19 protein-coding genes are annotated in these 20,362 nt (G+C 66.2%); 9 read left to right on the plus strand and 10 right to left on the minus strand.

Annotated elements, in window-relative coordinates:
- Positions 1 to 170 precede the first annotated feature (170 nt).
- From Cte04_RS03120 to surE, 4 genes are read right to left on the minus strand one after another with little or no spacing between them, the layout of a single operon-like run.
- A complete protein-coding gene (locus Cte04_RS03120; protein WP_066471524.1) occupies positions 171 to 1,259 on the minus strand; it encodes an RluA family pseudouridine synthase in 1,089 nt (362 codons plus the stop codon).
- Between the two features lie 2 nt (positions 1,260 to 1,261).
- Entirely contained in the window at positions 1,262 to 2,119 is an 858-nt protein-coding gene (locus Cte04_RS03125; RefSeq protein WP_066471530.1) for a peptidoglycan DD-metalloendopeptidase family protein, read from the minus strand.
- 14 nt (positions 2,120 to 2,133) lie between these two features.
- Positions 2,134 to 2,901: a protein-L-isoaspartate(D-aspartate) O-methyltransferase gene (locus Cte04_RS03130; RefSeq protein WP_157081817.1), complete on the minus strand. Its 768-nt coding sequence runs from the start codon at positions 2,899 to 2,901 to the stop codon at positions 2,134 to 2,136.
- 26 nt (positions 2,902 to 2,927) lie between these two features.
- Positions 2,928 to 3,722, minus strand: coding sequence for a 5'/3'-nucleotidase SurE (gene surE, locus Cte04_RS03135; protein WP_066471535.1), 795 nt, complete (start codon positions 3,720 to 3,722; stop codon positions 2,928 to 2,930).
- A gap of 139 nt (positions 3,723 to 3,861) precedes the next feature.
- On the opposite strand from surE, the gene Cte04_RS03140 reads away from it, so the two are divergent.
- The 4 genes from Cte04_RS03140 (at position 3,862) to Cte04_RS03155 (ending at position 8,122) form a co-directional block, all read left to right on the plus strand.
- Positions 3,862 to 4,839 carry an NADPH:quinone oxidoreductase family protein gene (locus Cte04_RS03140; protein WP_066471977.1) on the plus strand — a complete coding sequence of 326 codons (978 nt, stop codon included), beginning with the start codon at positions 3,862 to 3,864 and terminating at the stop codon, positions 4,837 to 4,839.
- A 116-nt stretch (positions 4,840 to 4,955) separates the two neighbouring features.
- Positions 4,956 to 6,566 (plus strand): alkaline phosphatase D family protein, encoded by a 1,611-nt coding sequence (locus Cte04_RS03145; protein WP_066471544.1) that lies wholly within the window; start codon positions 4,956 to 4,958, stop codon positions 6,564 to 6,566.
- 172 nt (positions 6,567 to 6,738) lie between these two features.
- Entirely contained in the window at positions 6,739 to 7,545 is an 807-nt protein-coding gene (gene map / locus Cte04_RS03150; RefSeq protein ID WP_066471548.1) for a type I methionyl aminopeptidase, read from the plus strand.
- A 244-nt stretch (positions 7,546 to 7,789) separates the two neighbouring features.
- On the plus strand, positions 7,790 to 8,122 hold the full coding sequence (locus Cte04_RS03155; RefSeq protein WP_066471553.1) for an SMR family transporter: 333 nt from the start codon (positions 7,790 to 7,792) through the stop codon (positions 8,120 to 8,122).
- Positions 8,123 to 8,129: 7 nt separating this feature from the next.
- Here Cte04_RS03155 and Cte04_RS03160 read toward each other — a convergent pair whose 3' ends face one another.
- The 5 genes from Cte04_RS03160 to Cte04_RS03180 form a co-directional block, all read right to left on the minus strand.
- The gene (locus tag Cte04_RS03160) at positions 8,130 to 8,798 is read right to left on the minus strand and encodes an alpha/beta hydrolase (protein WP_370671013.1); all 669 of its coding nucleotides are present in this window, start codon (positions 8,796 to 8,798) and stop codon (positions 8,130 to 8,132) included.
- 220 nt (positions 8,799 to 9,018) lie between these two features.
- Positions 9,019 to 9,429, minus strand: a complete 411-nt coding sequence (gene arfB / locus Cte04_RS03165) for an alternative ribosome rescue aminoacyl-tRNA hydrolase ArfB (RefSeq protein ID WP_066471559.1) — start codon at positions 9,427 to 9,429, stop codon at positions 9,019 to 9,021.
- Positions 9,426 to 10,295: an alpha/beta fold hydrolase gene (locus Cte04_RS03170; RefSeq protein WP_066471562.1), complete on the minus strand. Its 870-nt coding sequence runs from the start codon at positions 10,293 to 10,295 to the stop codon at positions 9,426 to 9,428. The genes arfB and Cte04_RS03170 overlap by 4 nt, the downstream gene beginning before the upstream one ends.
- A 137-nt stretch (positions 10,296 to 10,432) precedes the next feature.
- The gene (gene aroQ, locus Cte04_RS03175) at positions 10,433 to 10,876 is read right to left on the minus strand and encodes a type II 3-dehydroquinate dehydratase (protein ID WP_066471564.1); all 444 of its coding nucleotides are present in this window, start codon (positions 10,874 to 10,876) and stop codon (positions 10,433 to 10,435) included.
- Positions 10,877 to 11,047: 171 nt separating this feature from the next.
- Entirely contained in the window at positions 11,048 to 11,395 is a 348-nt protein-coding gene (locus tag Cte04_RS03180) for a hypothetical protein (protein ID WP_370671014.1), read from the minus strand.
- A 197-nt stretch (positions 11,396 to 11,592) separates the two neighbouring features.
- Here Cte04_RS03180 and Cte04_RS03185 point away from each other — a divergent pair, with 197 nt between their 5' ends.
- The 5 genes from Cte04_RS03185 (at position 11,593) to Cte04_RS03205 (ending at position 19,277) form a co-directional block, all read left to right on the plus strand.
- Complete coding sequence (locus Cte04_RS03185) at positions 11,593 to 13,410, plus strand: glutamine--tRNA ligase/YqeY domain fusion protein (RefSeq protein ID WP_066471567.1); 1,818 nt, start codon at positions 11,593 to 11,595, stop codon at positions 13,408 to 13,410.
- 440 nt (positions 13,411 to 13,850) lie between these two features.
- On the plus strand, positions 13,851 to 15,266 hold the full coding sequence (locus Cte04_RS03190) for a YdgA family protein (RefSeq protein WP_066471575.1): 1,416 nt from the start codon (positions 13,851 to 13,853) through the stop codon (positions 15,264 to 15,266).
- Positions 15,267 to 15,546: 280 nt separating this feature from the next.
- Positions 15,547 to 17,460, plus strand: coding sequence for a DUF3300 domain-containing protein (locus tag Cte04_RS03195; protein WP_083526467.1), 1,914 nt, complete (start codon positions 15,547 to 15,549; stop codon positions 17,458 to 17,460).
- Between the two features lie 172 nt (positions 17,461 to 17,632).
- Positions 17,633 to 18,259: an FMN-binding negative transcriptional regulator gene (locus tag Cte04_RS03200; protein ID WP_066471578.1), complete on the plus strand. Its 627-nt coding sequence runs from the start codon at positions 17,633 to 17,635 to the stop codon at positions 18,257 to 18,259.
- 115 nt (positions 18,260 to 18,374) lie between these two features.
- A complete protein-coding gene (locus Cte04_RS03205) occupies positions 18,375 to 19,277 on the plus strand; it encodes a M23 family metallopeptidase (RefSeq protein WP_066472002.1) in 903 nt (300 codons plus the stop codon).
- Positions 19,278 to 19,411: 134 nt separating this feature from the next.
- Here Cte04_RS03205 and Cte04_RS03210 read toward each other — a convergent pair whose 3' ends face one another.
- Entirely contained in the window at positions 19,412 to 19,954 is a 543-nt protein-coding gene (locus tag Cte04_RS03210; protein ID WP_066472004.1) for a DUF2242 domain-containing protein, read from the minus strand.
- Between the last annotated feature and the right edge of the window lie 408 nt (positions 19,955 to 20,362).

Here is a 20,362-nt window from a genome sequence, read left to right on the forward strand (position 1 = left end):
GGGAACGGCTGTCGCACCTCTATCCGGTGGGACGCCAAATCAAAGAAGAGAGGAAGCGCCCAGAAGATGCCACGCAGAGATGGTCATACGGTTTGTGCAAATCCGGTTCAGGCAAGACATTTGCCCTGGGGCGCTGTCTTCGGCGCGGCCTTGCTTGCACAAGCCCTGGGTCAGAGGCTTTCCTGCAGATTGTAACGCAGACCCCAATTTTCCAGGGCGCTCGCCATATCCGGCGGCAAGGGAGCATGCAGGACCAGCGGCTTTTGCGACATCGGATGGACGAAGGCGAGCCTGAACGCATGCAGGGCCTGGCGCTCCAGCCCGCCCTCGGGCCGGCCGCCATATACGGCATCGGCCACCAGCGGGTGCGAGAGCGAAGCCATGTGCACGCGAATCTGGTGGGTCCGCCCGGTATGCAGCGTGCAGCGCACCAGGCAGTGCTGCGCATCTCCGGCCAGCCAGTCGAAGTCGGTACGCGCCGGCTTGCCCGGGTGCTGCGCCATGTCCACCACCGCCATGCGCAGGCGGTTGCGCGGATCGCGGCCTATGGGCGCATCGACTTCGCGATGCCTGCGCGGCCCCCAGCCCTTGCCCGGCACATGGGCGATGGCCAGGTACTGCCGGCTCACGTCGCGCGCCGCGATCATCTTGACCAGCGCATCCATGGTCGCGCGGTTGCGCGCCACCACCATCAAGCCGCTGGTGTCCTTGTCCAGCCGGTGGACGATGCCCGCGCGCGGCACCTGCCGCGCCTTTTCGTCGCGCGCCAGCAGGCCGTTGAGCAGCGTCCCCGTCCAGTTGCCGGGCGCCGGGTGCACCACCAGGCCCGCAGGCTTGTTGACCACCAGCAGGTCGTCATCCTCGTAGACCACTTCCAGCGTCATGGCTTCGGGCTGGAAGGCCATGCTTTGCTGGGTCGGGCGCATTTCCACCCGCAGCCGGTCGCCGGCGCCTACCTTGGCCGAGGATTTGGTCAGCACCTTGCCGTTCAGGGTCACGGCACCATCGGCCAGCAACTGCTGCAGATAGCTGCGCGAGAACTCGCTCACGCCCGATGCCAGGACCTTGTCCACGCGCTGGCCATGCTCGCCGGCGCCCACGGTCAGCTCGCGGATTTCCGGCGCGGCGCCGGCCGCCGCATCATCGGCTACCTCGTCGTCCCCGGACTCCTCCCAGCCTGGCTCGGCTTGCCGGGCCTCAAAAGACACAAGCCCCTGCGGGGCAGGGGCTTGCGAGGCTTTCTTGCGTTGGCCAGCCATGCTCAACGCGAAGGCAGATAGCGCGCGGGGTCGACAGGCTTGCCCTGGCGGCGCACTTCGAAGTGCAGCTTCACGCGATCGGCGTCGGTGCTGCCCATCTCGGCAATCTTCTGGCCCTTCTTCACCGTCTGGTCTTCCTTGACCAGCAGCGACTGGTTGTGGGCATAGGCCGTCAGATAGGTGTTGTTGTGCTTGAGGATGATGAGGTTGCCATAGCCGCGCAGGCCGGCACCCGCATACACCACGCGGCCGTCGGCCGCGGCGACCACGGGATCGCCGGCCTTGCCGCCGATGTCGAAGCCCTTGTTGCGCGCCTCGTCGAAGCCCGCGATCAGCGTACCGCTGGCCGGCCAGATGAAGTCCACATCGTCGGCGCCCTTGGCTGCCGGCGCAGGCGTCGGTGCGGCCACAGGCGTGGGCGCCGGCGTTGCCGTGCTGGAGCTGCCGGCGCTGCTGGAACTGCCGATGGGCGTCACCACCACCGGGGCCACGCCGCGGCCCGACGTCGATCCGCTCGATGCCACGGCGGTGCCCGTGCTTCCAGGCGGCACCACGCGCACGACCTGGCCCACCTCGATCACATTGGGATTGTCGAGATTGTTCCAGCGTGCAATGTCTTTCCAGCTCTGGCCATGCTCCAGGCCGATCTTGATCAGCGTGTCGCCAGGCTTGATCGTGTAATAACCGGGCTTGCCGGCGTTTTCTGCACCGGGCAAGGGTTTATCCATCCCGGAAGCGGAGGAGGCCGACTGTCCGCGGTCCTCCACAGGAGCCCTGTTTGCCTGGGTCGAGCAGCCGGCCAGGATCACACCTGCCAGAACAACCGTGCCCCAAGCCCCAAGACTTCGCGTTACCAACATAAGCTTTTTCCCTTCTAGGCGATCCCCGATTTTAGAGGGACAAAATTCACTGCTTCCAAAATTGACTGCTTAAATCCATGTGAACTCTTGTCAATCACCAGCAGTGCCTGCTTGCCGTCGCCGACCACGACCGGCGCCACCAGGCGTCCACCCACGGCGAGCTGGTCGCACCAGGCATCGGGGATGGAATTGCCGCCTGCTGCAGAAATAATGCCGGCATAAGGCGCGCCGTTGACAAAACCCTGCATGCCATCGCCCAGGATGAGATGCACATTGGTCAGTCGCCAAGGACGCAGATTATGGCGGGCCTTTTCGTGCAGCCCGCGCAGGCGCTCGATCGAATACACCTCGCGGGCCACCCGGGACAGCACGGCCGCCTGGTAGCCGCAGCCGGTGCCGATCTCCAGCACCCGGCCCAGGCCGGACCTGGCGGCCTCCGAGCCCAGCAGCAGCTCCACCATGCGGGCCACCACGCTGGGCTTGGAAATGGTCTGCCCGAGCCCTATGGGCAGGCTGGTGTCCTCGTAGGCCTGGTTGACCAGGGCGCTGTCCACAAAGCGATGGCGCTCCACGCTGGCCATGGCATGCAGCACGCCGGGATGGGTGATGCCTGCGGCCTCCAGGCGCTGCGCCATGCGCACCCGCACCGCAGCGGAGTCCAGCCCGACGCCCACGGCCGGCGCGGGCGAGCGGGCGGCCACCGGGGCCGCGGGCGAACGCGCCAGCACGGGTTTCGCGATGGCGGCCTGCGGCTGCGCCGAGCGCGCAACCCAGCCCGGCATCGGGGAAGAGGCAGAGCGGCGTTCGTTCACTGTGCCCCCGCCTGCGCCTGCGAGCCCGGCCCTGTTCCCGTGAGCTTGCCGACCGTCTGGGCCCAGTAGCCCAGGCGGTCATGGTCCGTCAGATCGATCTGCAGCGGCGTCATCGAGACATGGCCGTTGGCCGTGGCATGGAAGTCCGTGCCCTCCACATCGTCCATGGCGGCGCCGGCACTGCCGATCCAGTACATGGTTTCGCCGCGCGGGCTTTGCTGCACGATGGCCTTCTCCGCCGCATGGCGGCGCCCGAGGCGGCACAGCTTGACGGGCTTGAGCGCCGACAACGGCATGTTGGGAATGTTCACGTTCAGCAGCCAGGGCGCCGAGCCGATCAGGTTCTGGGACTGCATGTTCTGCACCAGCTGGCGCGCGGTGGCGGCGGCGGCCTCCAGCTCGCCCCAGCCCTTGTCCACCTGGGAAAAGGCAATCGACGGGATACCGAAGAGATACCCCTCCATGGCCGCGCCCACCGTGCCCGAATAAATGGTGTCGTCGCCCATGTTGGCGCCATTGTTGATGCCCGAGACGACCAGATCGGGCCGGTAGCCGAGCAGCCCGGTCAGCGCGATGTGCACGCAGTCGGCCGGCGTGCCGTTCACATAGCGGAAACCGTTGTGCGCCTGATGCACGTACAGAGGCGCATTCAGTGTCAGGGCGTTGGATTTGGCGCTGTTGTTGTGCTCCGGCGCCACGACTTCGACGTCGGCCACCGTGCGCAAGGCCTCGTACAAGGCCACGATGCCAGGGGCCTGGAAGCCATCGTCGTTACAAATAAGAATCTTCATGGATACAGCAGGGAATGCAGCGGATTGTAGGCGGGCAGCTCGTCACCGGTGGGACACGCGGCATTCCCACCACACTTCTATGATCGGCAGCGACATTCCCGGGCCCCTCGGGGCCGTACAGAACCGACAAGGAGACAACATGCACGCATGGCTTTGCACCACGCCCACGGGCGTCGACGCTTTGCAATGGTCCGAACTGCCGACACCCGCCCCCGGCCCCGGCCAGGTGCTGCTGCAGGTCAAGGCAGCCAGCCTGAACTTTCCCGATCTGCTGATCGTGCAGAACAAGTACCAGATCAAGCCTCCCCTGCCCTTTGTGCCGGGCTCCGAATACGCGGGCGTGGTGCAGGCCGTGGGGGAAGGTGTCACGCATCTCAAGGTCGGCCAGCATGTGGCCTGCCTGTCGGGCACGGGCGGCTTTGCCACCCACACGCTGGCGCCTGCGGCGCTGTGCATGCCGCTGCCCGACAGCTTCAGCTTCGTCGACGCGGCGGCCTTCATCATGACCTATGCGACCTCGCACCACGCCCTCATCGACCGCGGGCAGCTCAAGCCGGGCGAGACCGTGCTGGTGCTGGGCGCGGCCGGCGGCGTGGGCACGGCAGCCATACAGATTGCCAAGGCCGCGGGCGCCCGCGTGATCGCGGCGGCGTCCACCGACGAGAAGTGCGCACTGTGCAAAGCCCAGGGAGCCGACGCCACCATCAACTACAGCCAGGGCGACCTGCGCGAAGCCATCAAGGCGGCCACCGGCGGCAAGGGCCCCGACGTGATCTACGACCCCGTAGGCGGAGACTTCGCCGAGCCGGCCTTCCGCTCCATTGCCTGGCGCGGCCGCTACCTGATCATCGGCTTTGCCTCGGGCCCGATTCCCTCGCTGCCGCTGAACCTGGCCCTGCTCAAGGGCGCTTCGCTGGTCGGCGTGTTCTGGGGCGATTTCGCCAAGCGCGAGCCGCAGAACAACGCCGCCATGATGCAGGAGCTGGCCCAGTGGTACGCCCAGGACAGGATCAAGCCGGTGATCGACCGCACCATGCCCATGGGCGAACTGCACGCTGCCTATGCGCGCATGGGCTCGCGCCAGGTACAGGGCAAGCTGGTCCTGGTCAACGACTGAGCACCTGCAGCGCAAGCGGCCGACCGGCACGCCACGGTGCCGGTCGGCCGTACAGCCCCCCAGGCAGGCGATACTGCACGCCATACCAAGCCCACCAAGCACCTGGAGGTGCTGCCATGCCCTGCCTGCCCTGCCTATCCGTCCCTTTTTCAGACCGTCGCCGCTTCCTGTTGGCCGGCGGCCTGGCCACAGCCATCGGCGCTCTGCCGGCCTGGGCTCGCCAGGGCGAGAGAATCCGCCACAACCCATTCACGCTGGGCGTGGCCAGCGGCGACCCGGAGCCGGACAACGTGCTGCTCTGGACCCGGCTCACGCCGCCGCTGGCAGGTCTGGGCGAGATGGACGCCCCGGCCCTGCCGCCGCTCAAGCTGCGCTGGGAACTGGCCCATGACGAGGGCTTCACTCGCATCGTCGACCAGGGCGAGGCCATGGCGCTGCCGCAATGGGGCCATGCGGTCCATGTGCAGGTCAACGGCCTGGCGCCCGACCGCTGGTACCACTACCGCTTCATGCTGGGCGATGCCGCCAGCGCCACCGGCCGCTGCCGCACGGCGCCGGCCGCGCATGCCAGGGTTTCGCGCCTGCGCCTGGCCTATGCCTCCTGCCAGCGCTGGGAGCACGGCTACTACGCGGCCTGGGCCCAGGTGGCGCAGGATGCGCCGGACATGGTGCTGTTCCTGGGAGACTACATCTATGAATACGCCACCCCGGCCATGACCCTGGGGCTGGCACGCACCCAGCCGCTGCGCACGGCCCAGACCCTGGGCGACTACCGCGACCGCTATGCCCTGCACAAGAGCGACCCGCAGTTGCAGGCTGCCCATGCGGCCTGCAACTGGGCCGTCATCTGGGACGACCATGAAGTCGAAAACGACTACGCCTCCGACAACGGGCGCGGCGATCCGGCCCGGTTCCTGGCCCGCCGCATGGCGGCCTGGCAGGCGTTCTACGAGAACATGCCGCTGCGCGCCCCGGTCCTGCAGCGCAGCTTCCAGGGACTGTCGCTGTACCGCGACCTGCGCTGGGGCAATCTGGTGCGCCTGCATTTGCTCGACGGGCGCCAGTACCGCGGCATCCAGGCCTGCCGCGCCCCTGGGCAGACCGATGCGGGCTCGGTCCTGCCGCAGGAATGCGCCCAGCTAGACGATCCCGCGCGCAGCTTTCTCGGCTGGGAGCAGGAGCAATGGCTGTACCGGCAGCTGCAGGGCGACGGCCAGGGCAAGGCCCAGGCGCCCATCTGGAGCGTGCTGGCGCAGACCACGCTGTTCAGCACGCGCCGCTATCCCTCCGGCAAGCAGTCCACCGACAGCTGGGACGGCTATCCTGCGGCGCGCCAGCGCCTGGTCCAGCAGATCGCCCAGAGCGCGCCGCGCAACAGCGTGCTGCTGGGCGGCGACATCCATCAGAACTATGTGTGCGCGGTGCCGCTGCAGGCCCACCTGGCCCCCGACAAGGCCAATCCGGTGATCGCCAGCGAATTCTGCGGCACCTCCATCAGCTCGCGCAGCGGCACCACGCAGGCCAAGGTCGATGCCGTGGTCGCCCACAACCCCCAGGTGCTGTTCGCGCGCTGCGAGGAACGCGGCTACGGCCTGGCCGAGATCACGCCCCAGCGCTGGAACAACGAGCTGCGCGCCGTGGCCAATCCGCTGCGCGCCGACAGCCCCATCTACACGCTGGCGAAATTCACGGTCGAGGACCGGCGAGCCGGCCCGCAGGCCGCCTAAGAACGTGTTCACGATCTGCGAGCGCCTGACCGCCGGCAGTGGAAAACGCAAAACTCCTATGATGCGGGTCCATGGCAATCGTCAACACCCCGGCCCATCTGCGTCCGCAGCAGATCCATTTTTTCCGTGCAGCCTGCGGCTGCATCGCCGAACACCGTGCCGGAGGTGCGCAATGAAGCGCGGCAAGCAACGCAGCATTCCCCTGCACGGGCCCGACGAGATTGCGCTTTCGCGCACGGCCGGCGGGCTGGCCGCCCGTGTGCTGGCCATGCTCACCCCCCATGTGCAGCCGGGTGTCAGCACCGAAAAGCTGGACCGGCTCTGCCATGACTACATCGTGGACGAGCTGCACTGCACGCCCACCAACGTCGGCTACTACGGCTTTCCCAAGACGGTGTGCACCTCCGTCAACCATGTGGTCTGCCACGGCATCCCGGATGCCAAGCAGATTCTCAAGGACGGGGACATCGTGAACGTGGACGTGGCCGTGACCACGCCCGAAGGCTGGATCGGCGACACCAGCCGCATGTACTACGTGGGCCAGCCCGGCAGCCAGGCCAGGCGCCTCGTCGACACCACCTACGAGGCCCTGCTGGCGGGCATACGCGCCGTGCGCCCCGGCGCCACCCTGGGCGACATAGGCCACGCCATCCAGAGCGTGGCCCAGCGCGAGCGCTTCAGCGTGGTGCGCGAATACTGCGGCCACGGCATCGGCAAGGTCTACCACGACGAGCCCCAGGTGCTGCACTACGGTACGCCGGGTCAGGGGCTGGTGCTGCAGACGGGCATGATTTTCACGATCGAGCCCATGCTCAATGCCGGCAAGGCCGCCACGCGCGAACTCAGCGACGGCTGGACCGTGATCACCAACGACAAGTCGCTGTCGGCCCAGTGGGAGCACATGGTGGCCGTGACCGAAACCGGTTTCGAGGTGCTCACCCCGTGGCCCGAGGGCACGGGCAGCTATCCGGCCATCTAGGCCTTTGCGGCCTTGCGCCGCCATGGAAGGCCCCCTACTGGGGCGGCGATCCGCATCAGATGTTGGGCGGCATATCCTGGGGCTGCGGCGGAATCTCGCCCGGCGGCACATCCTGCGGCTCGTCTATGGGCTGGGGAGTTCCTGGCTGAGGCGTCGTGGCAGTATTCATCGCGCATTCTCCATACCGGCAAGCAGGCTTGCGCACGCACCTGCTTGCGCGCAAGTCCTTGTAGATTCAACACCCATGACGAATTACCTGTACCTGGGCCTGGCCATTGTGGCCGAAGTGATTGCCACCTCGTTCCTGGCCAAGGCCTCGGGCTTCACGCGCCTCGGGCCTACGCTGGTGGCCATCGCGGGCTATGTGGTGGCGTTCTACTTTCTTTCGCTCACGCTGCGCACCGTCCCCACGGGCGTGGCCTATGCCATCTGGTCGGGCGTGGGCATCGTGCTGGTCTCCGCCGTGGCCTTTTTCTGGCAGGGCCAGCGCCTGGATGCGCCCGCCCTCGCGGGCATGGGCCTCATCGTTGCCGGCGTGCTGGTCATCAACCTGTTTTCCAAGACCGCCGGCCACTAAAAACCGGTCAGCGCGCCAGATCCTCGAGCCACTGCATGCTGGCCCGCAGCTCCTCGGGCCGGATCTCGTGGGCACCCGGATATTCCTGGTAGCAGAGGTTCAAGGGCAGGCGCTTGGCCCGGTCGCGGATGGCGTGGGCGCTGGTCAGCGGGATCACATTGTCGTAGGTGCCGTGGCTGACCCACAGGGATTTTCCGGCCAGCGCGGCATCGGGCGCCTGCTGCGGCAGCACCTCGGGCAGCAGGCGGCTATGCCAGGCCATGGCGGCGCGCAGGGTCTGCGGCTGCGTGAGCAGCTGGCTCAGCGCCATGATGCCGCCCTGGCTGAAGCCGCCCACGACCACGCGTCCGGACGGAATGTCCAGCAGCCGTGCGGCCTGCTCCACGGCCTGCTGCACCAGCTTGCGCGCCTGCTGCTCTTGTTGCACATCGATATGGCGCGTGCCGTCGGCATCCACCGTGAACTGGAACCAGGCATAGGCCCCCGGCCCCATGACAAACGGCGCGCGCAGGCTGATCACATGGAACTGCGCCGGCACGAACGGCGCGAGGCCCATCAGGTCGTGCTCGTTGCTGCCCACGCCGTGCATGAGCACCAGCAGCCAGGGTGCGCGGCCCGGCTCCGGCTCGGCCGGCCGCTCCAGAAAGCTCAGTGACAAATCGGTAATGGCAATCATGGCGGTTTCCTTGCATATCCGGGGCATGGGCAGATTCATCTTCAAAAACGACTTCAGCGCTTTGCAGGAAAGCGCGAGCCGCTATCAAAACTGAATATACCCATGCCGCAATGGCCCTATTGTGCAGGCCGGCCTCGCCTTTGGCATGCCAGCCTGCGGCGCTGAAGCCTGTCCCCGGATGCCGCGGCCGGTCATGTACGGCCTACGCCCGCCGCGTCGCTCACCAGTCGCGCGGTCGTCCGCGCAAGGCCTTGGTCGCGCCGCGCAGGCTTTTGCCCTGCAGGCGCCGCTGCTGGGAAGCCCAGGTGGGCCGGGTGGCCTTGCGCGGACGCGGCGGCGCAGCCACGCTGGCCACCAGGGCGTTGAGCCGCTGCAAGGCATCCCAGAGGTTGTGCTCCTGCGTGCGGAATTTCTGCGCCTTGATCACGACCACACCTTCGCCGGTGATGCGCCCATCGCCCAGGGCCAGCAGGCGCTGCTTGACATCGGCCGGCAGGCACGAGCCGGCGATATCGAAACGCAGGTGCACGGCGCTGGCCACCTTGTTCACATGCTGTCCGCCAGGCCCTTGCGAGCGCACGGCCGTCCATTGCACATCGTCCTCGGTCAGCTCCGGCAGCTCGGCCCTCATGGCTGCCGCCCTTGGTGCGCAGGGTGCGCCAGCGCTGCGAGCAAAGCCGCGGCAAAGGCCCGGGGCTTTTCATGCTGCACCCAGTGTCCGGCACCGGGTATCTCCTGCCAGTGCACCCGCCCGCCGGTCTGGAGCATCAGCTTTTCCTGCAAGGCCTGCATGCGGCCTGCGTACAGCGGGTCATGCTCGCCGTAGATCGCCGCCACCGGGCCCGGTATCCGGGCCAGCGCCCGCGCCAGGATATCGGTCTGCGACAGGCGCCGGCGCGGCAGCCGGTCGCGCGCCACATTGTGCGCATGCAGAGCCAGCGTGGCGTCATCGATCAGCGCCGCGTCATGCAGCATCAGCGCCTGCAGGTTGTAGCGGTGCGCCTGCATCTGTGCGTCCGTCGTCGCCAGATGGCGCCAGCCCTTGAGCCGCACGGCCCGCCCGTCGGACAGGCCCATGCCCGGCGCCCCCACCAGCACCAGCCGGCGCGCGAGTGACGGATACTCGGCGGCCAGCATGCCGGCCGTCATGCCGCCGAACGAAAAGCCGACGAGGTCGCAGACCGGTCCGCCTGCGCAGTCACCCAGCAATTGCCGTATGCCCCGGGCCAGCGGCGCCAGCATGCTGTCCGCATCGGTGCCGCCGGGGACAAGGTCGGAATCGCCAAAGCCCGGCAGATCGGGCAACCACAGCGCATGGCCGGCCTGCACCAGCGGCTCTATGGCACGCAGCCAGTGCGTCCAGCTGCCGCTGCCGCCGTGCAGCAGCACCAATGGCAGGCCGTGCGCCTTGCCGTCGGCGGGCTTCCAGCCATGCCAGACCATATGACCGCCGCCATCGCCCAGAGGCGTCAGTACACGGCAGGCCTGTGCCTCCAGCGCCGCAGCCTCGAGGGGCTGTCTGCCCCCGTCCTGTACACGGCTATCGCCGTCCGTGCCTGCAGTGGATTTCTGGAAATTTGTCAGACGTTTCTCTCAAAGTTACCGAGATTTACGAAAACAGGAGCAGTCCCACCTTACCAGGCGGCCACTGCATCGATGGCCAGCCTGTAACCTGCCACACCGAAGCCGCACATGACGGCGCGCGCAGCCGCGGCCAGATAGGAATGGTGGCGAAAGCTCTCGCGCGCATGCACATTGCTGATGTGCAGCTCCACCAGCGGCACGCCGGTGCCCTTGACGGCATCCAGCAGGGCCACGCTGGTATGGGTATAGGCTGCGGCATTCATCACCACTGCGGCCAGGCCGCCCTGCGCATGGATGCGGCCGGCTTCATGGATCCAGTCCACCAGCTCCCCTTCATGGTTGCTCTGGCGGAACTCCAACGTCAACCCATGGCGCTGACAGGCCTGTTCGCACAGCTGGCGCACGTCGTCCAGCGTCGCCGAACCGTAGATCGCGGGCTCGCGCATCCCCAGCAGGTTCAGGTTGGGGCCATTCAGCACATAGACGGTTTTCACGGGCTTGCTCTCCAGGTTGATGACTGGCGTGCATTATGCGAGCCCGCGCGCCCGCCACGGCGCAATAAAAACGGCTGCCCTGGCAGCCGTGATTCCAAACGGAGATGTTCCTGCGCCGCGCGGGCCGCCTCCTCATGCAGGAAGGCGCACCCGAGGCCGCGCATTCATGGCTCAGCGATAGTAGCGGCCGCCGTGCCAATGGCGATGGCCATGGCGGTAGTAGCCGTAGCCGGGGCCGGGCACCACCACGACAGGGGCCGGGCGGTATACGGGCGGCGCATAGTACACCGGTGCCGGAGGCGCATAGTAGACGGGCCGCGGCGCCACATAGACAGGAGCCGGCGCCACATACGGAGCGGCATACACGGGAGCACCCACGGCCACGCCGGGCACGCCGATGCCCACGGACAGGCTCACGCCACCGTGCGCCTGGGCAGCGCCGGCAGCCATCAAACCTGCTGCGGCCAGCGCACCAGCACCCAGCAGTTTTGCAATCCACGCAGAAGTTGCTTTGATCATTGCCAACTCTCCTCTAATTTTCGAAATGCCCGTGGGGCCCGGCCTGGCTGCTTACGCTCTGCACACCGGCCCTGACGATACAACGCATGAGACGGCCGTTAGGATGGCATGAATTGCGAGGAACTTTGTGTCCAAATGCTGCACCGCTGTGTCCACCCGTAAACGCGAGGGCATGGCAGGGCGCCTAAAATGGCGCGATGAGCTCTGCTGACGCCTCCCAAAACACCAATGCCGCTGCCGAAGCGGTCAAGCCCACCAACTTCCTGCGCCAGATCATCGAATCGGACCTGGACAAGGGTACCTACGCCCAGCGCCACTGGGGCGGCACGCCCGGCGACGCCCAGCACCACCAGCAGGGCCAGGTGGACGAAGCCCGCATCCGCACCCGCTTTCCGCCCGAGCCCAATGGCTACCTGCATGTGGGCCATGCCAAGTCCATCTGCCTGAACTTCGGCCTGGCGCGCGACTTCGGCGGCGTGTGCCACCTGCGCTTTGACGACACCAACCCGGAAAAGGAAGACCAGGAATATGTGGACAGCATCATCGATGCCGTCCAATGGCTGGGCTTCGACTGGAAGGATCCGGACGGCCACGAGAACCTGTACTTCGCCAGCAACTACTTCGACTTCATGCACCGCTGCGCGGTCTACCTGATCGAACAGGGTCTGGCCTACGTGGACGAGCAGTCGGCCGAGGAGATGAAGGCCAACCGCGGCGACTTCACCCGCCCCGGCGTGAACAGCCCGTTCCGCGACCGCACGGTGGCCGAGAACCTGCAGCGCTTTGCCGACATGAAGGATGGCAAGCTGGCCGACGGCGCCGCCGTGCTGCGTGCCAAGATCGACATGGCCTCGCCCAACATCAACCTGCGCGATCCGGCCATCTACCGCGTGCGCCACGCCGAGCACCACAACACCGGCAGCAAGTGGTGCATCTATCCGATGTACACCTTTGCGCACCCGATCGAGGATGCGTACGAGCACATCACCCACTCGATCTGCACGCTGGAATTCGAGGACCAGCGCCCGTTCTACGACTGGCTGCTGGACCACCTGCGCGCCGGCGGCCTGATCGATGCGCCCCAGCCGCGCCAGTACGAGTTCTCGCGCCTGAACCTGACCTACGTGATCACCAGCAAGCGCAAGCTCAAGCACCTGGTGGACAACCACTTCGTGGCCGGCTGGGACGATCCGCGCATGCCCACCGTCGTCGGCATGCGCCGCCGCGGCTACACACCGGCGTCCATCCGCAATTTCTGCGAGCGCATCGGCGTGACCAAGGATTACGCCTGGATCGACTACGGCACGCTGGACGGCTGCCTGCGCGAGGACCTGGAGAACCAGGCCCATCGCGCCATGGTGGTGCTGGAGCCGGTGAAGCTGGAGCTGACCAACTGGGCCGAGGTGTTCGGCAGCGCCGATCACCTGGAGCAGTGCGCTTTGCCCGCCCTGCCCCACCACGCCGAAGGCGAGAACGTTCCGGAGCGCCATTTCACGCTGGGCCGCGAAGTCTGGATCGAGCGCGAGGACTTCGCCGAAGTGCCGCCCAAGGGCTACAAGCGGCTGTTCCCGGGCAACAAGGTGCGCCTCAAGGGCGGCTACGTGATCGAGTGCACGGGCTGCGAGAAGGATGCAGACGGCAACGTGACCAAGGTGCTGGCCACCGTGGTGCCCGACACCAAGAGCGGCACCCCCGGCGCCGACAGCGTCAAGGTCAAGGCCGCCATCACCTGGGTGGGCGTGGCCGATGGCCTGCAGGCCGAGGTGCGCCTCTACGACCGCCTGTTCACCGATCCCCAGCCCGATGCAGGCGGCAAGGATTTCCTGGCCCTGCTCAATCCGGACAGCCTCAAGATCGTGACGGCCTATGTGGAGCCTTCGCTGAAATCCGCCCGGCCCGACGATAAATACCAGTTTGAGCGCTTTGGCTATTTCGTGGCCGATCGCAAGGACCACCGCAGCGACAAGCCGGTATTCAACAAAATCACCGGCCTCAAGGATTCCTGGGGCAAATAGAAAACCCTTCCTCAGGTTCCAAACAATGCGAAAAGGCCGCCGTCATGGCGGCCTTTTTCTTTTCTGCCACTTCGAACAATCCCTTCGCGCTTCAGTCCGTCATTCGGGATATTTTTTTGCCTTGCAGCCCTTTGTGCCTGAGCGCCAGCAGCTATCAGTTTCAGTAGTGCAAGGATTATGTGCGGCATTTTGAAAACAGCAGAGCATTCAAAGCAGCGCGCAATTTCACAAAAATTCACGCCATGGGCCGGGGCTTTATTTCTGTATCCGGATATTTTTCCTAGAATCTGCGCTTTCCCGGGTGCGGGCCCGTCCAGAGAAAACCGCCTCAAAGCCGAATCGCTCCGGTCTCGCCTTGCTTATCTGCTTGCTCGCGCAGCTTGCTCGGTGGCCGGCCTTGCAGCCGCACCCCATCTTCCCCTACCTGAAGAAAGACTTTCATGAATAAAAAAGCAGGCGCAGGCATTGCCGCCGCAGCCGTGGTCGTCGTCGCGGGAGTCCTCGGCACCAGCTATTACATGGGCGGCAAGCTGGAACAGGGCTTCCAGGATGCAGCGGCCAAATGGAGCCGCGACGGCCTGAAAATCCAGGTCCTGAGCTACGAGCGCGGCACGTTCACCTCGACCGCCAAGACGGTCTGGACCTACGAACGGGGTGGCGAGGACGAGCCCCTGCAGTTCACGGCCGACCACCAGATCAGCCACGGCCCGCTGCCGCGCGGCCATGCCGCCGAAGTGCATACCCTGTTTCGCCTGCCCGACGATGCCGGCGAGGACCTGAAGGCCGCTCTCGCCGGCCGTGCGCCTGTGGAGCTGACCACCAAGGTGGGCTGGACGCGCAGCACCTCGAACCTGATGACTTCGCCGGTGGTGACCGGCAAGATCGAAGGCTCCGACCTCAACTGGGGCGGCATGAAGATCGAGTGGGACATGCCCGCCGACATGAAGGCCGCCAAGGGCACGGCCAGCTTTCCTTCGCTGCAGTTCAAGGGCAGCGAAGGCGGCAGCATGGCCATGGAAAGCGCCACCATGCGCTTCGACCTGAAGCAGCCCCAGGGCCAGCAGTTCTGGACCGGCCCGTTCGCGGTGTCGCTGGCCAAGCTCGCGGCCCAGCCCGAGGACGCGGACAAGCTGCCCTCCTTTGTGCAGGACCTGAGCCTCGACACCGACACCGTGCTCCAGAACGACGTGGTGGAGGTCACCATCAAGGGCGGCATCAAGAGCGCCCAGCTGGAGGACCGCAAGGCCGACGACCTGGCGCTGGAAGTGGCCTTCCACAACATCGATTCGGCCTGGATCAACCAGGCCATGGAGCTGGGCCAACGCAGGCGCGCCGCCATGGCTGAAGGCGAAGAGTCCGAAGAAGCACAAGCGGAGGACGACGACCTGCGCAATGCCCTGATGAAGGGCATGACACAGGCCCTGGCCCGCAAGCCCGAGATCGAGATCAAGCGCCTGGCCATGCGCACCAAGGACGGCGTGAGCGAACTCGGCGCCGCATTCAAGTACCAGGGCGATGGCTCCAACATGAGCACGCTGTTCAAGGACCTCAAGCTCAGCCTCCATGCCCAGCTGCCCAAGGCCGTGATGGAGGACCTGATCGGCCAGCGTGCGCGCCGCTCCTATCTGGCCCTGGTGGAGGACAGCGAGCAGGAGTTCGACAAGGAGGAACTGGACACGGCCATCCAGGCCAATGTGAAGGAACAGATGGACGCCCTGCTGGAGCGGGGCGTGTTCGAGGACAAGGCCGGCATCATGACCACGCAGATGCAGTTCGAGAACGGCGAGATCAAGGTCAACGGCAAGCCGCTGGACACCCTGGACGCGGCCACGCTCATGGGCTCGATGGCCGAATGATGTAGCCGCGTATCCGAAAGAGCTTCCCGCTCCTTCGCCCCGTCAAGGCCTGCCCCGTGCAGGCCTTTTTCATGGCTTGCAAAGATTTCACTGTTTTTCGGCTGCAGCCCAATACCGTTCGGCGCCAGCCGCTATCAAAATCAGCTGACAAAACGCAGCCAGCCTGCAGCTACACGGTTACTTTGCTTACAACACTCTGTCAACAGCGGCTCAACACTGGCGTTAAAACAGCATCCGCCAAAGCACCGTGGTCCGCACGGCGCGGCGCAAGGAGCGTCAGATGTCGCATTTCCCCAGGAACCGGCCCCCGCTGCACAGGCAGCCCCACGGCAAGGCCATCCCTCGCTGGCGCCCGGGCATTGTTGCCCTGGCTGCCGCCATGGCACTGAGCGCCTGCAACGACAAGGATTCCCCCATCAAGGCGGACAATACGGCGGCGGCCCCCGCTCCGGCCACGGCGGCCGAGGCCGTGCAGCCGCAGCCAGCCGCCTATGTGCCTCCCGCCCCCGACGTGCTCTACCAGATGGTGGCGCCCATTGCGCTGTACCCCGACAAGCTGGTGGCCCAGATCCTGGCCGGAGCCACCTATCCGGACCAGATCGGCGCCGCCGAAGCCTGGCTTGGCCAGAATCCCGGGCTTCAGAAAACCGCGCTGGCCAATGCCGTCAATGCCCAGAACTGGGATCCGTCCGTCAAATCGCTGACCCAGTTCCCGAATGTGCTGGAGCAGATGGCCTCCAACCTGCCCTGGACCACCGCCCTGGGCAAGGCTTACTACAACGATCCATCGGATGTGATGAACGCCATACAGGTCATGCGCAACCGCGCCTACAAGGCCGGCACGCTCAAGACCTCCAAACAGCTCAGGGTCAACGTGGCCCCCACGCCCTCTGCCGTCGCCTATACGCCCGGAGCCCTGGCCACGCCGCTGCCCGAGCCGGTCATCGAGCCGCCGGAGCAGTACATCGAAATCGCCCCCTCGCAGGTGGACACCGTCTATGTTCCCCAGTACAACCCCGGCGTGGTCTACGGACAGCCGCTACCCGTGTATGGCGGTTACCGCTATGTGGAGGTTCCGCCGCCGGCGCCTGTGGTCGGCGTGCCCGTGATGGCCGGCCTGCTGGGCTTTGGTGCTGGCATTGTGCTGGCCGAATCCATGGACAGGCATCCCTCCTGGGGCTGGAACTCCTGGAACATGCACTGGGGCGACCCCGACAGGCGCTGGCAACATGGAGACCGCCCGCCGCCCCAGGCCCGCCCCGCCGTGGTCTACAACAACACCACCTATGTATCGCAGTCGCGCACCGTGGTGCAGAACATTCGCCGCACGGACAACATCCAGGTGAACAACGTCTATGAAAACGGCGCAGGCGGACACGGGGCACGGCCAGCGCAGCCCCAGGCGGCGGCCGGCAGCTTCGCTCCGCAGCATGGACTGCCGCCGGGCGCCATGGCGGCAGGCGCAGCCGGAACCGTGGCCGGCACCGCGGCACTGGCGGCCGGCAGCCATGCCTTGATGAATCAGCGACAGCAGGCGCCGGGCATCCCCGCAAATCCGCCGCAGGGACGCCCCGGCTTTGCCCAGGGGCAAGGCCCATCGCCCGGCATGCCCCAAGCGCCCGGCGCCCATGCCTTCATGCCACCGCATGCGCTGCATGACCGCTCCGCCGCCGCCCATCCGGCAGGGCCTCAGGGGCCGCAGACCCAGGCCGCCATCGCGCAAAAGGCCCCGCTGCAGGCAGGTGAACAGCAGCAGGCCCAGATGCAGCAGCACTCCCAGGAACAGGCCCAGCGCCAACAGCAGATGCAGCAGCAGCGCGCTCAGGAACAGGCCCAGCGCCAGCAGCAGATGCAGCAGCAACGCGCTCAGGAGCAGGCCCAGCGCCAGCAGCAGATGCAGCAGCAGCGCGCCCAGGAGCAGGCCCTGCGCCAGCAGCAGATGCAGCAGCAGCGTGCCCAGGAACAGGCCCAGCGCCAGCAGCAGATGCAGCAGCAACGCGGCCAGGAACAGGCCCAGCGCCAGCAGCAGATGCAACAGCAGCGCGCCCAGGAGCAGGCCCAGCGCCAGCAGCAGATGCAGCAGCAACGCGCCCAGGAGCAGGCCCAGCGCCAGCAGCACCAGGCCGAACAGCAGGCCCGCATGCAGGCGGCGCGCGCCGAAGCCCGCTCGCACGGGGAGCATGAGAGGCGCTGAGCGGTGCCTGCCTTGCCTGACCACTGGCCTTGCAACGCAAGCGGTTTCCCATTGCACCGCACTGCCGTTTGAAAGAGGTCAGCAACACGGCTGCGCGCGAAAAGAATTTCCCCAGCGGCACACGGTATAAACAGGGGGAGCTTTCTTGCACCCTATTCCGCCGCAGCGCCTCATGTACAACCCCAGCCCTTTCCAGGTCGACGACCCGACTGCCCTGCATGCCCTGATCCAGGCCCATCCGCTCGGTTGCCTGGTCACTCAGTCCGATGCGGGGCTGGACGCCAATCACCTGCCTTTCGAACTGCTGCAGGGGGAAAGCGCTCCGCCGCGCCTGATCGCCCATGTGGCCCGCGCCAACCCCGTGTGGCAGCAGGTCCGGGACGGCGGCCCGGTGCTGGTGATCTTCCGCGCCGAGCACGCCTATATCTCCCCCGACTGGTATCCCAGCAAGCACGAGACCCACGAGCAGGTGCCGACATGGAACTACCGCGTGGTCCATGCGCACGGCCGCATCAAGGTGCGCGACGATGAAAAGTTCGTGCGCGGCGTGGTGGGCCGGCTCACGCGCCGGCATGAAGCGCTGAACAATGCCCAGGCGCCCTGGAAGATGAGCGATGCCCCGCCCGACTACCTGCAGCGCATGCTGGGCGCCATCGTGGGCCTGGAGATCGCCGTCGAACGGCTGGAAGGCAAGTTCAAGCTGGGCCAGAACAAGCACGAACGCGACCGGCTGGGCGCGGCCCAGGCCCTGGACGAACGGGGGCACGCGGATCTGGCCCGGCGCATGCGCCAGCCCTGAGTGGCATCGGCGCCTGCTCAAAAAACCTGTCCTCCCCGTCATCGAAGCTTCCAACGCGTGCAGCTCTGCTATCGATAGCAATGCAGCACAATGCGTGCAGAACCTGATGCGCACCATGCCAACCGAAAAACCTTCCACCCCTCTCTTTCCCCAAGAGCGCCGGCATCTGCTGCAGCGGCTGGCGCAGACGGCGCTGTTCGCCGCCGCACCGGCCTGGGCCGCTCGTTCCCATCAACCCGCAGGGCCTGCTGGCGACGGCCTGCCCTGGCCTCAGGACAGCCGCGTGCCCGGCGGCGTCGCAAGGCTCTCGCTGGGACCTGCATCCACCCGGCCGCTGGCCATGGCAGGCGAAGCCCGGGTTCTGGTGGTGGGCGACATGATCGAATGGACCGCCCTCGTCGGCATTCCTCTGTCTACCGCACCGGGCGAACAGCGCATCGACGTGAAGGCCGACGGCCGCTCGCTTACCCTGGGCTACACGGTACGCGACAAGCGGTATGTGGAGCAGCGCCTCAAGGTCTCGCCCAAGACGGTGGACCTGTCGCCCGAGGACAATGCGCGCTACGAGCGCGAGGCTGCCCATCTCAAGACCGTGATGGCCACCTTTACCGAGCCCCTGCCCACCGGCAGCCTGCAGATGCAGGTTCCGGTACCGGGCCGCCGCTCCAGCTCGTTCGGCCTGCGCCGCGTGTTCAATGGCCAGCCACGCAATCCGCACAGCGGCATGGACATCGCAGCGCCGACCGGCACGCCGGTCAAGGCGCCGCTGCCGGGGCGGGTCATCGACGTTGGCGACTATTTCTTCAACGGCGGCACGGTCTGGCTGGACCATGGCGGCGGCCTGCTGTCCATGTACTGCCACCTGAGCCAGGTGGTCTGCCGGGTCGGGGACCGGCTCGATACCGGCGATGTCTTCTGCAAGGTCGGTGCCACGGGCCGTGTCACGGGCCCGCATCTGCACTGGAGCGTGATGCTCAACCGCGCCATGGTGGACCCGGCGCTGTTCTTCAGCGCCTGATGCGGCCGGGTTCTGTGCCGACAAAAACGCAGCCATGTGGCTGCGTTCTTTCATGACTGGCACAGAATCCATAAAAAGAGAGCACGCTGCGCTTGCTCCTCAACGGTCTCAGGCCGATTTCATCAAAATTTACCTCAGGGCGCCTCCTTGTCGCTCTGCAGATAGGTTTCCACCAGATCGAAGAAGCTGTCGTAGAAGCCGCGTGTGGAGACGGTTTCGCTGCCCACCTTGACCAGCGAGTCATTGCCCGAGGTGAACGGCAGGGACAGCGAGCCCAGGGCCCCCACGCCCACGCTGGCCGAATTGGCGCTTTTCTTGAGCATGTAGCGGTCCTGCAGCGCCGTGACGAAACCGATGCTGACCTTGCCGTCCGAAGTCTGGGGCACGCACACCACGCGGATGCTCATCTCCAGGTTCAGATCCGGATCGGGCTGGAAGCTCTTGCGGCCCTCGATCAGCTCCTGGGTGCGCGCATTGGCGATATAGCCCTGGCTCAGCAAGGCGCGCCGCGCGGCCTCGCAGGTCTGCACCGGCGTCGCATCGAAACCGCGCGAAAAAGTGGATGCCGAATCGAAGGTTTCCTGCAGCGGCACATTGCGCGGGACGCCGCTGGAGCACGCCGCCAGCGCTGCCGCGCACAAACCCAGTGCCAGCCCCTTCAAGGTACGCGGGGACATGGCCAAGCACATGACCAACTTAGCGCCTCGATCCACAAATTTCTCCTTGCTCAAACAAATGCCCCAGCCATTATCAAGCCAGCATGGAGGGCTATTAATAGCGTAGCAGTTTGCCAGCACCGCTGCACCGGAAACGGGAATCCGCCTGGGACTTGCCGGCCGGCAATGGACAGGCCAGCTTTGCCGTGCAAGCTGGCCGCACCGCAGTTATTTACATTCTGGGGGCGGCAAACGGGCGTACCGGGGCCCGGCTTCGGTTATGGTGTGAGCCGCTGGCAACCAAGCCTCCCGCTGGGGAGCTGCTTTGATGCAGATCACGCTTTTTATGCACCAGAACCCGTTGGAAGGGAACTGCAGTGCACAAAATGAATCCAGCGTTGCTCGGTTGTACTTTTTCAAACCTTTAAG

It is taken from the genome of Comamonas terrae (genome assembly GCF_001544075.1).
Classification (GTDB): domain Bacteria; phylum Pseudomonadota; class Gammaproteobacteria; order Burkholderiales; family Burkholderiaceae_C; genus Comamonas; species Comamonas terrae.

Coding starts and splice junctions, on each gene's coding strand:
- Cte04_RS03120 (WP_066471524.1), bottom strand. CDS start 1,259: ATGGCTGGCCAACGCAAGAAAGCCTCGCAAGCCCCTGCCCCGCAGGGG.
- Cte04_RS03125 (WP_066471530.1), bottom strand. CDS start 2,119: ATGTTGGTAACGCGAAGTCTTGGGGCTTGGGGCACGGTTGTTCTGGCA.
- Cte04_RS03130 (WP_157081817.1), bottom strand. CDS start 2,901: ATGCCGGGCTGGGTTGCGCGCTCGGCGCAGCCGCAGGCCGCCATCGCG.
- surE (WP_066471535.1), bottom strand. CDS start 3,722: ATGAAGATTCTTATTTGTAACGACGATGGCTTCCAGGCCCCTGGCATC.
- Cte04_RS03140 (WP_066471977.1), top strand. CDS start 3,862: ATGCACGCATGGCTTTGCACCACGCCCACGGGCGTCGACGCTTTGCAA.
- Cte04_RS03145 (WP_066471544.1), top strand. CDS start 4,956: ATGCCCTGCCTGCCCTGCCTATCCGTCCCTTTTTCAGACCGTCGCCGC.
- map (WP_066471548.1), top strand. CDS start 6,739: ATGAAGCGCGGCAAGCAACGCAGCATTCCCCTGCACGGGCCCGACGAG.
- Cte04_RS03155 (WP_066471553.1), top strand. CDS start 7,790: ATGACGAATTACCTGTACCTGGGCCTGGCCATTGTGGCCGAAGTGATT.
- Cte04_RS03160 (WP_370671013.1), bottom strand. CDS start 8,798: ATGATTGCCATTACCGATTTGTCACTGAGCTTTCTGGAGCGGCCGGCC.
- arfB (WP_066471559.1), bottom strand. CDS start 9,429: ATGAGGGCCGAGCTGCCGGAGCTGACCGAGGACGATGTGCAATGGACG.
- Cte04_RS03180 (WP_370671014.1), bottom strand. CDS start 11,395: ATGATCAAAGCAACTTCTGCGTGGATTGCAAAACTGCTGGGTGCTGGT.
- Cte04_RS03185 (WP_066471567.1), top strand. CDS start 11,593: ATGAGCTCTGCTGACGCCTCCCAAAACACCAATGCCGCTGCCGAAGCG.
- Cte04_RS03190 (WP_066471575.1), top strand. CDS start 13,851: ATGAATAAAAAAGCAGGCGCAGGCATTGCCGCCGCAGCCGTGGTCGTC.
- Cte04_RS03195 (WP_083526467.1), top strand. CDS start 15,547: ATGTCGCATTTCCCCAGGAACCGGCCCCCGCTGCACAGGCAGCCCCAC.
- Cte04_RS03200 (WP_066471578.1), top strand. CDS start 17,633: ATGTACAACCCCAGCCCTTTCCAGGTCGACGACCCGACTGCCCTGCAT.
- Cte04_RS03205 (WP_066472002.1), top strand. CDS start 18,375: ATGCCAACCGAAAAACCTTCCACCCCTCTCTTTCCCCAAGAGCGCCGG.
- Cte04_RS03210 (WP_066472004.1), bottom strand. CDS start 19,954: ATGTCCCCGCGTACCTTGAAGGGGCTGGCACTGGGTTTGTGCGCGGCA.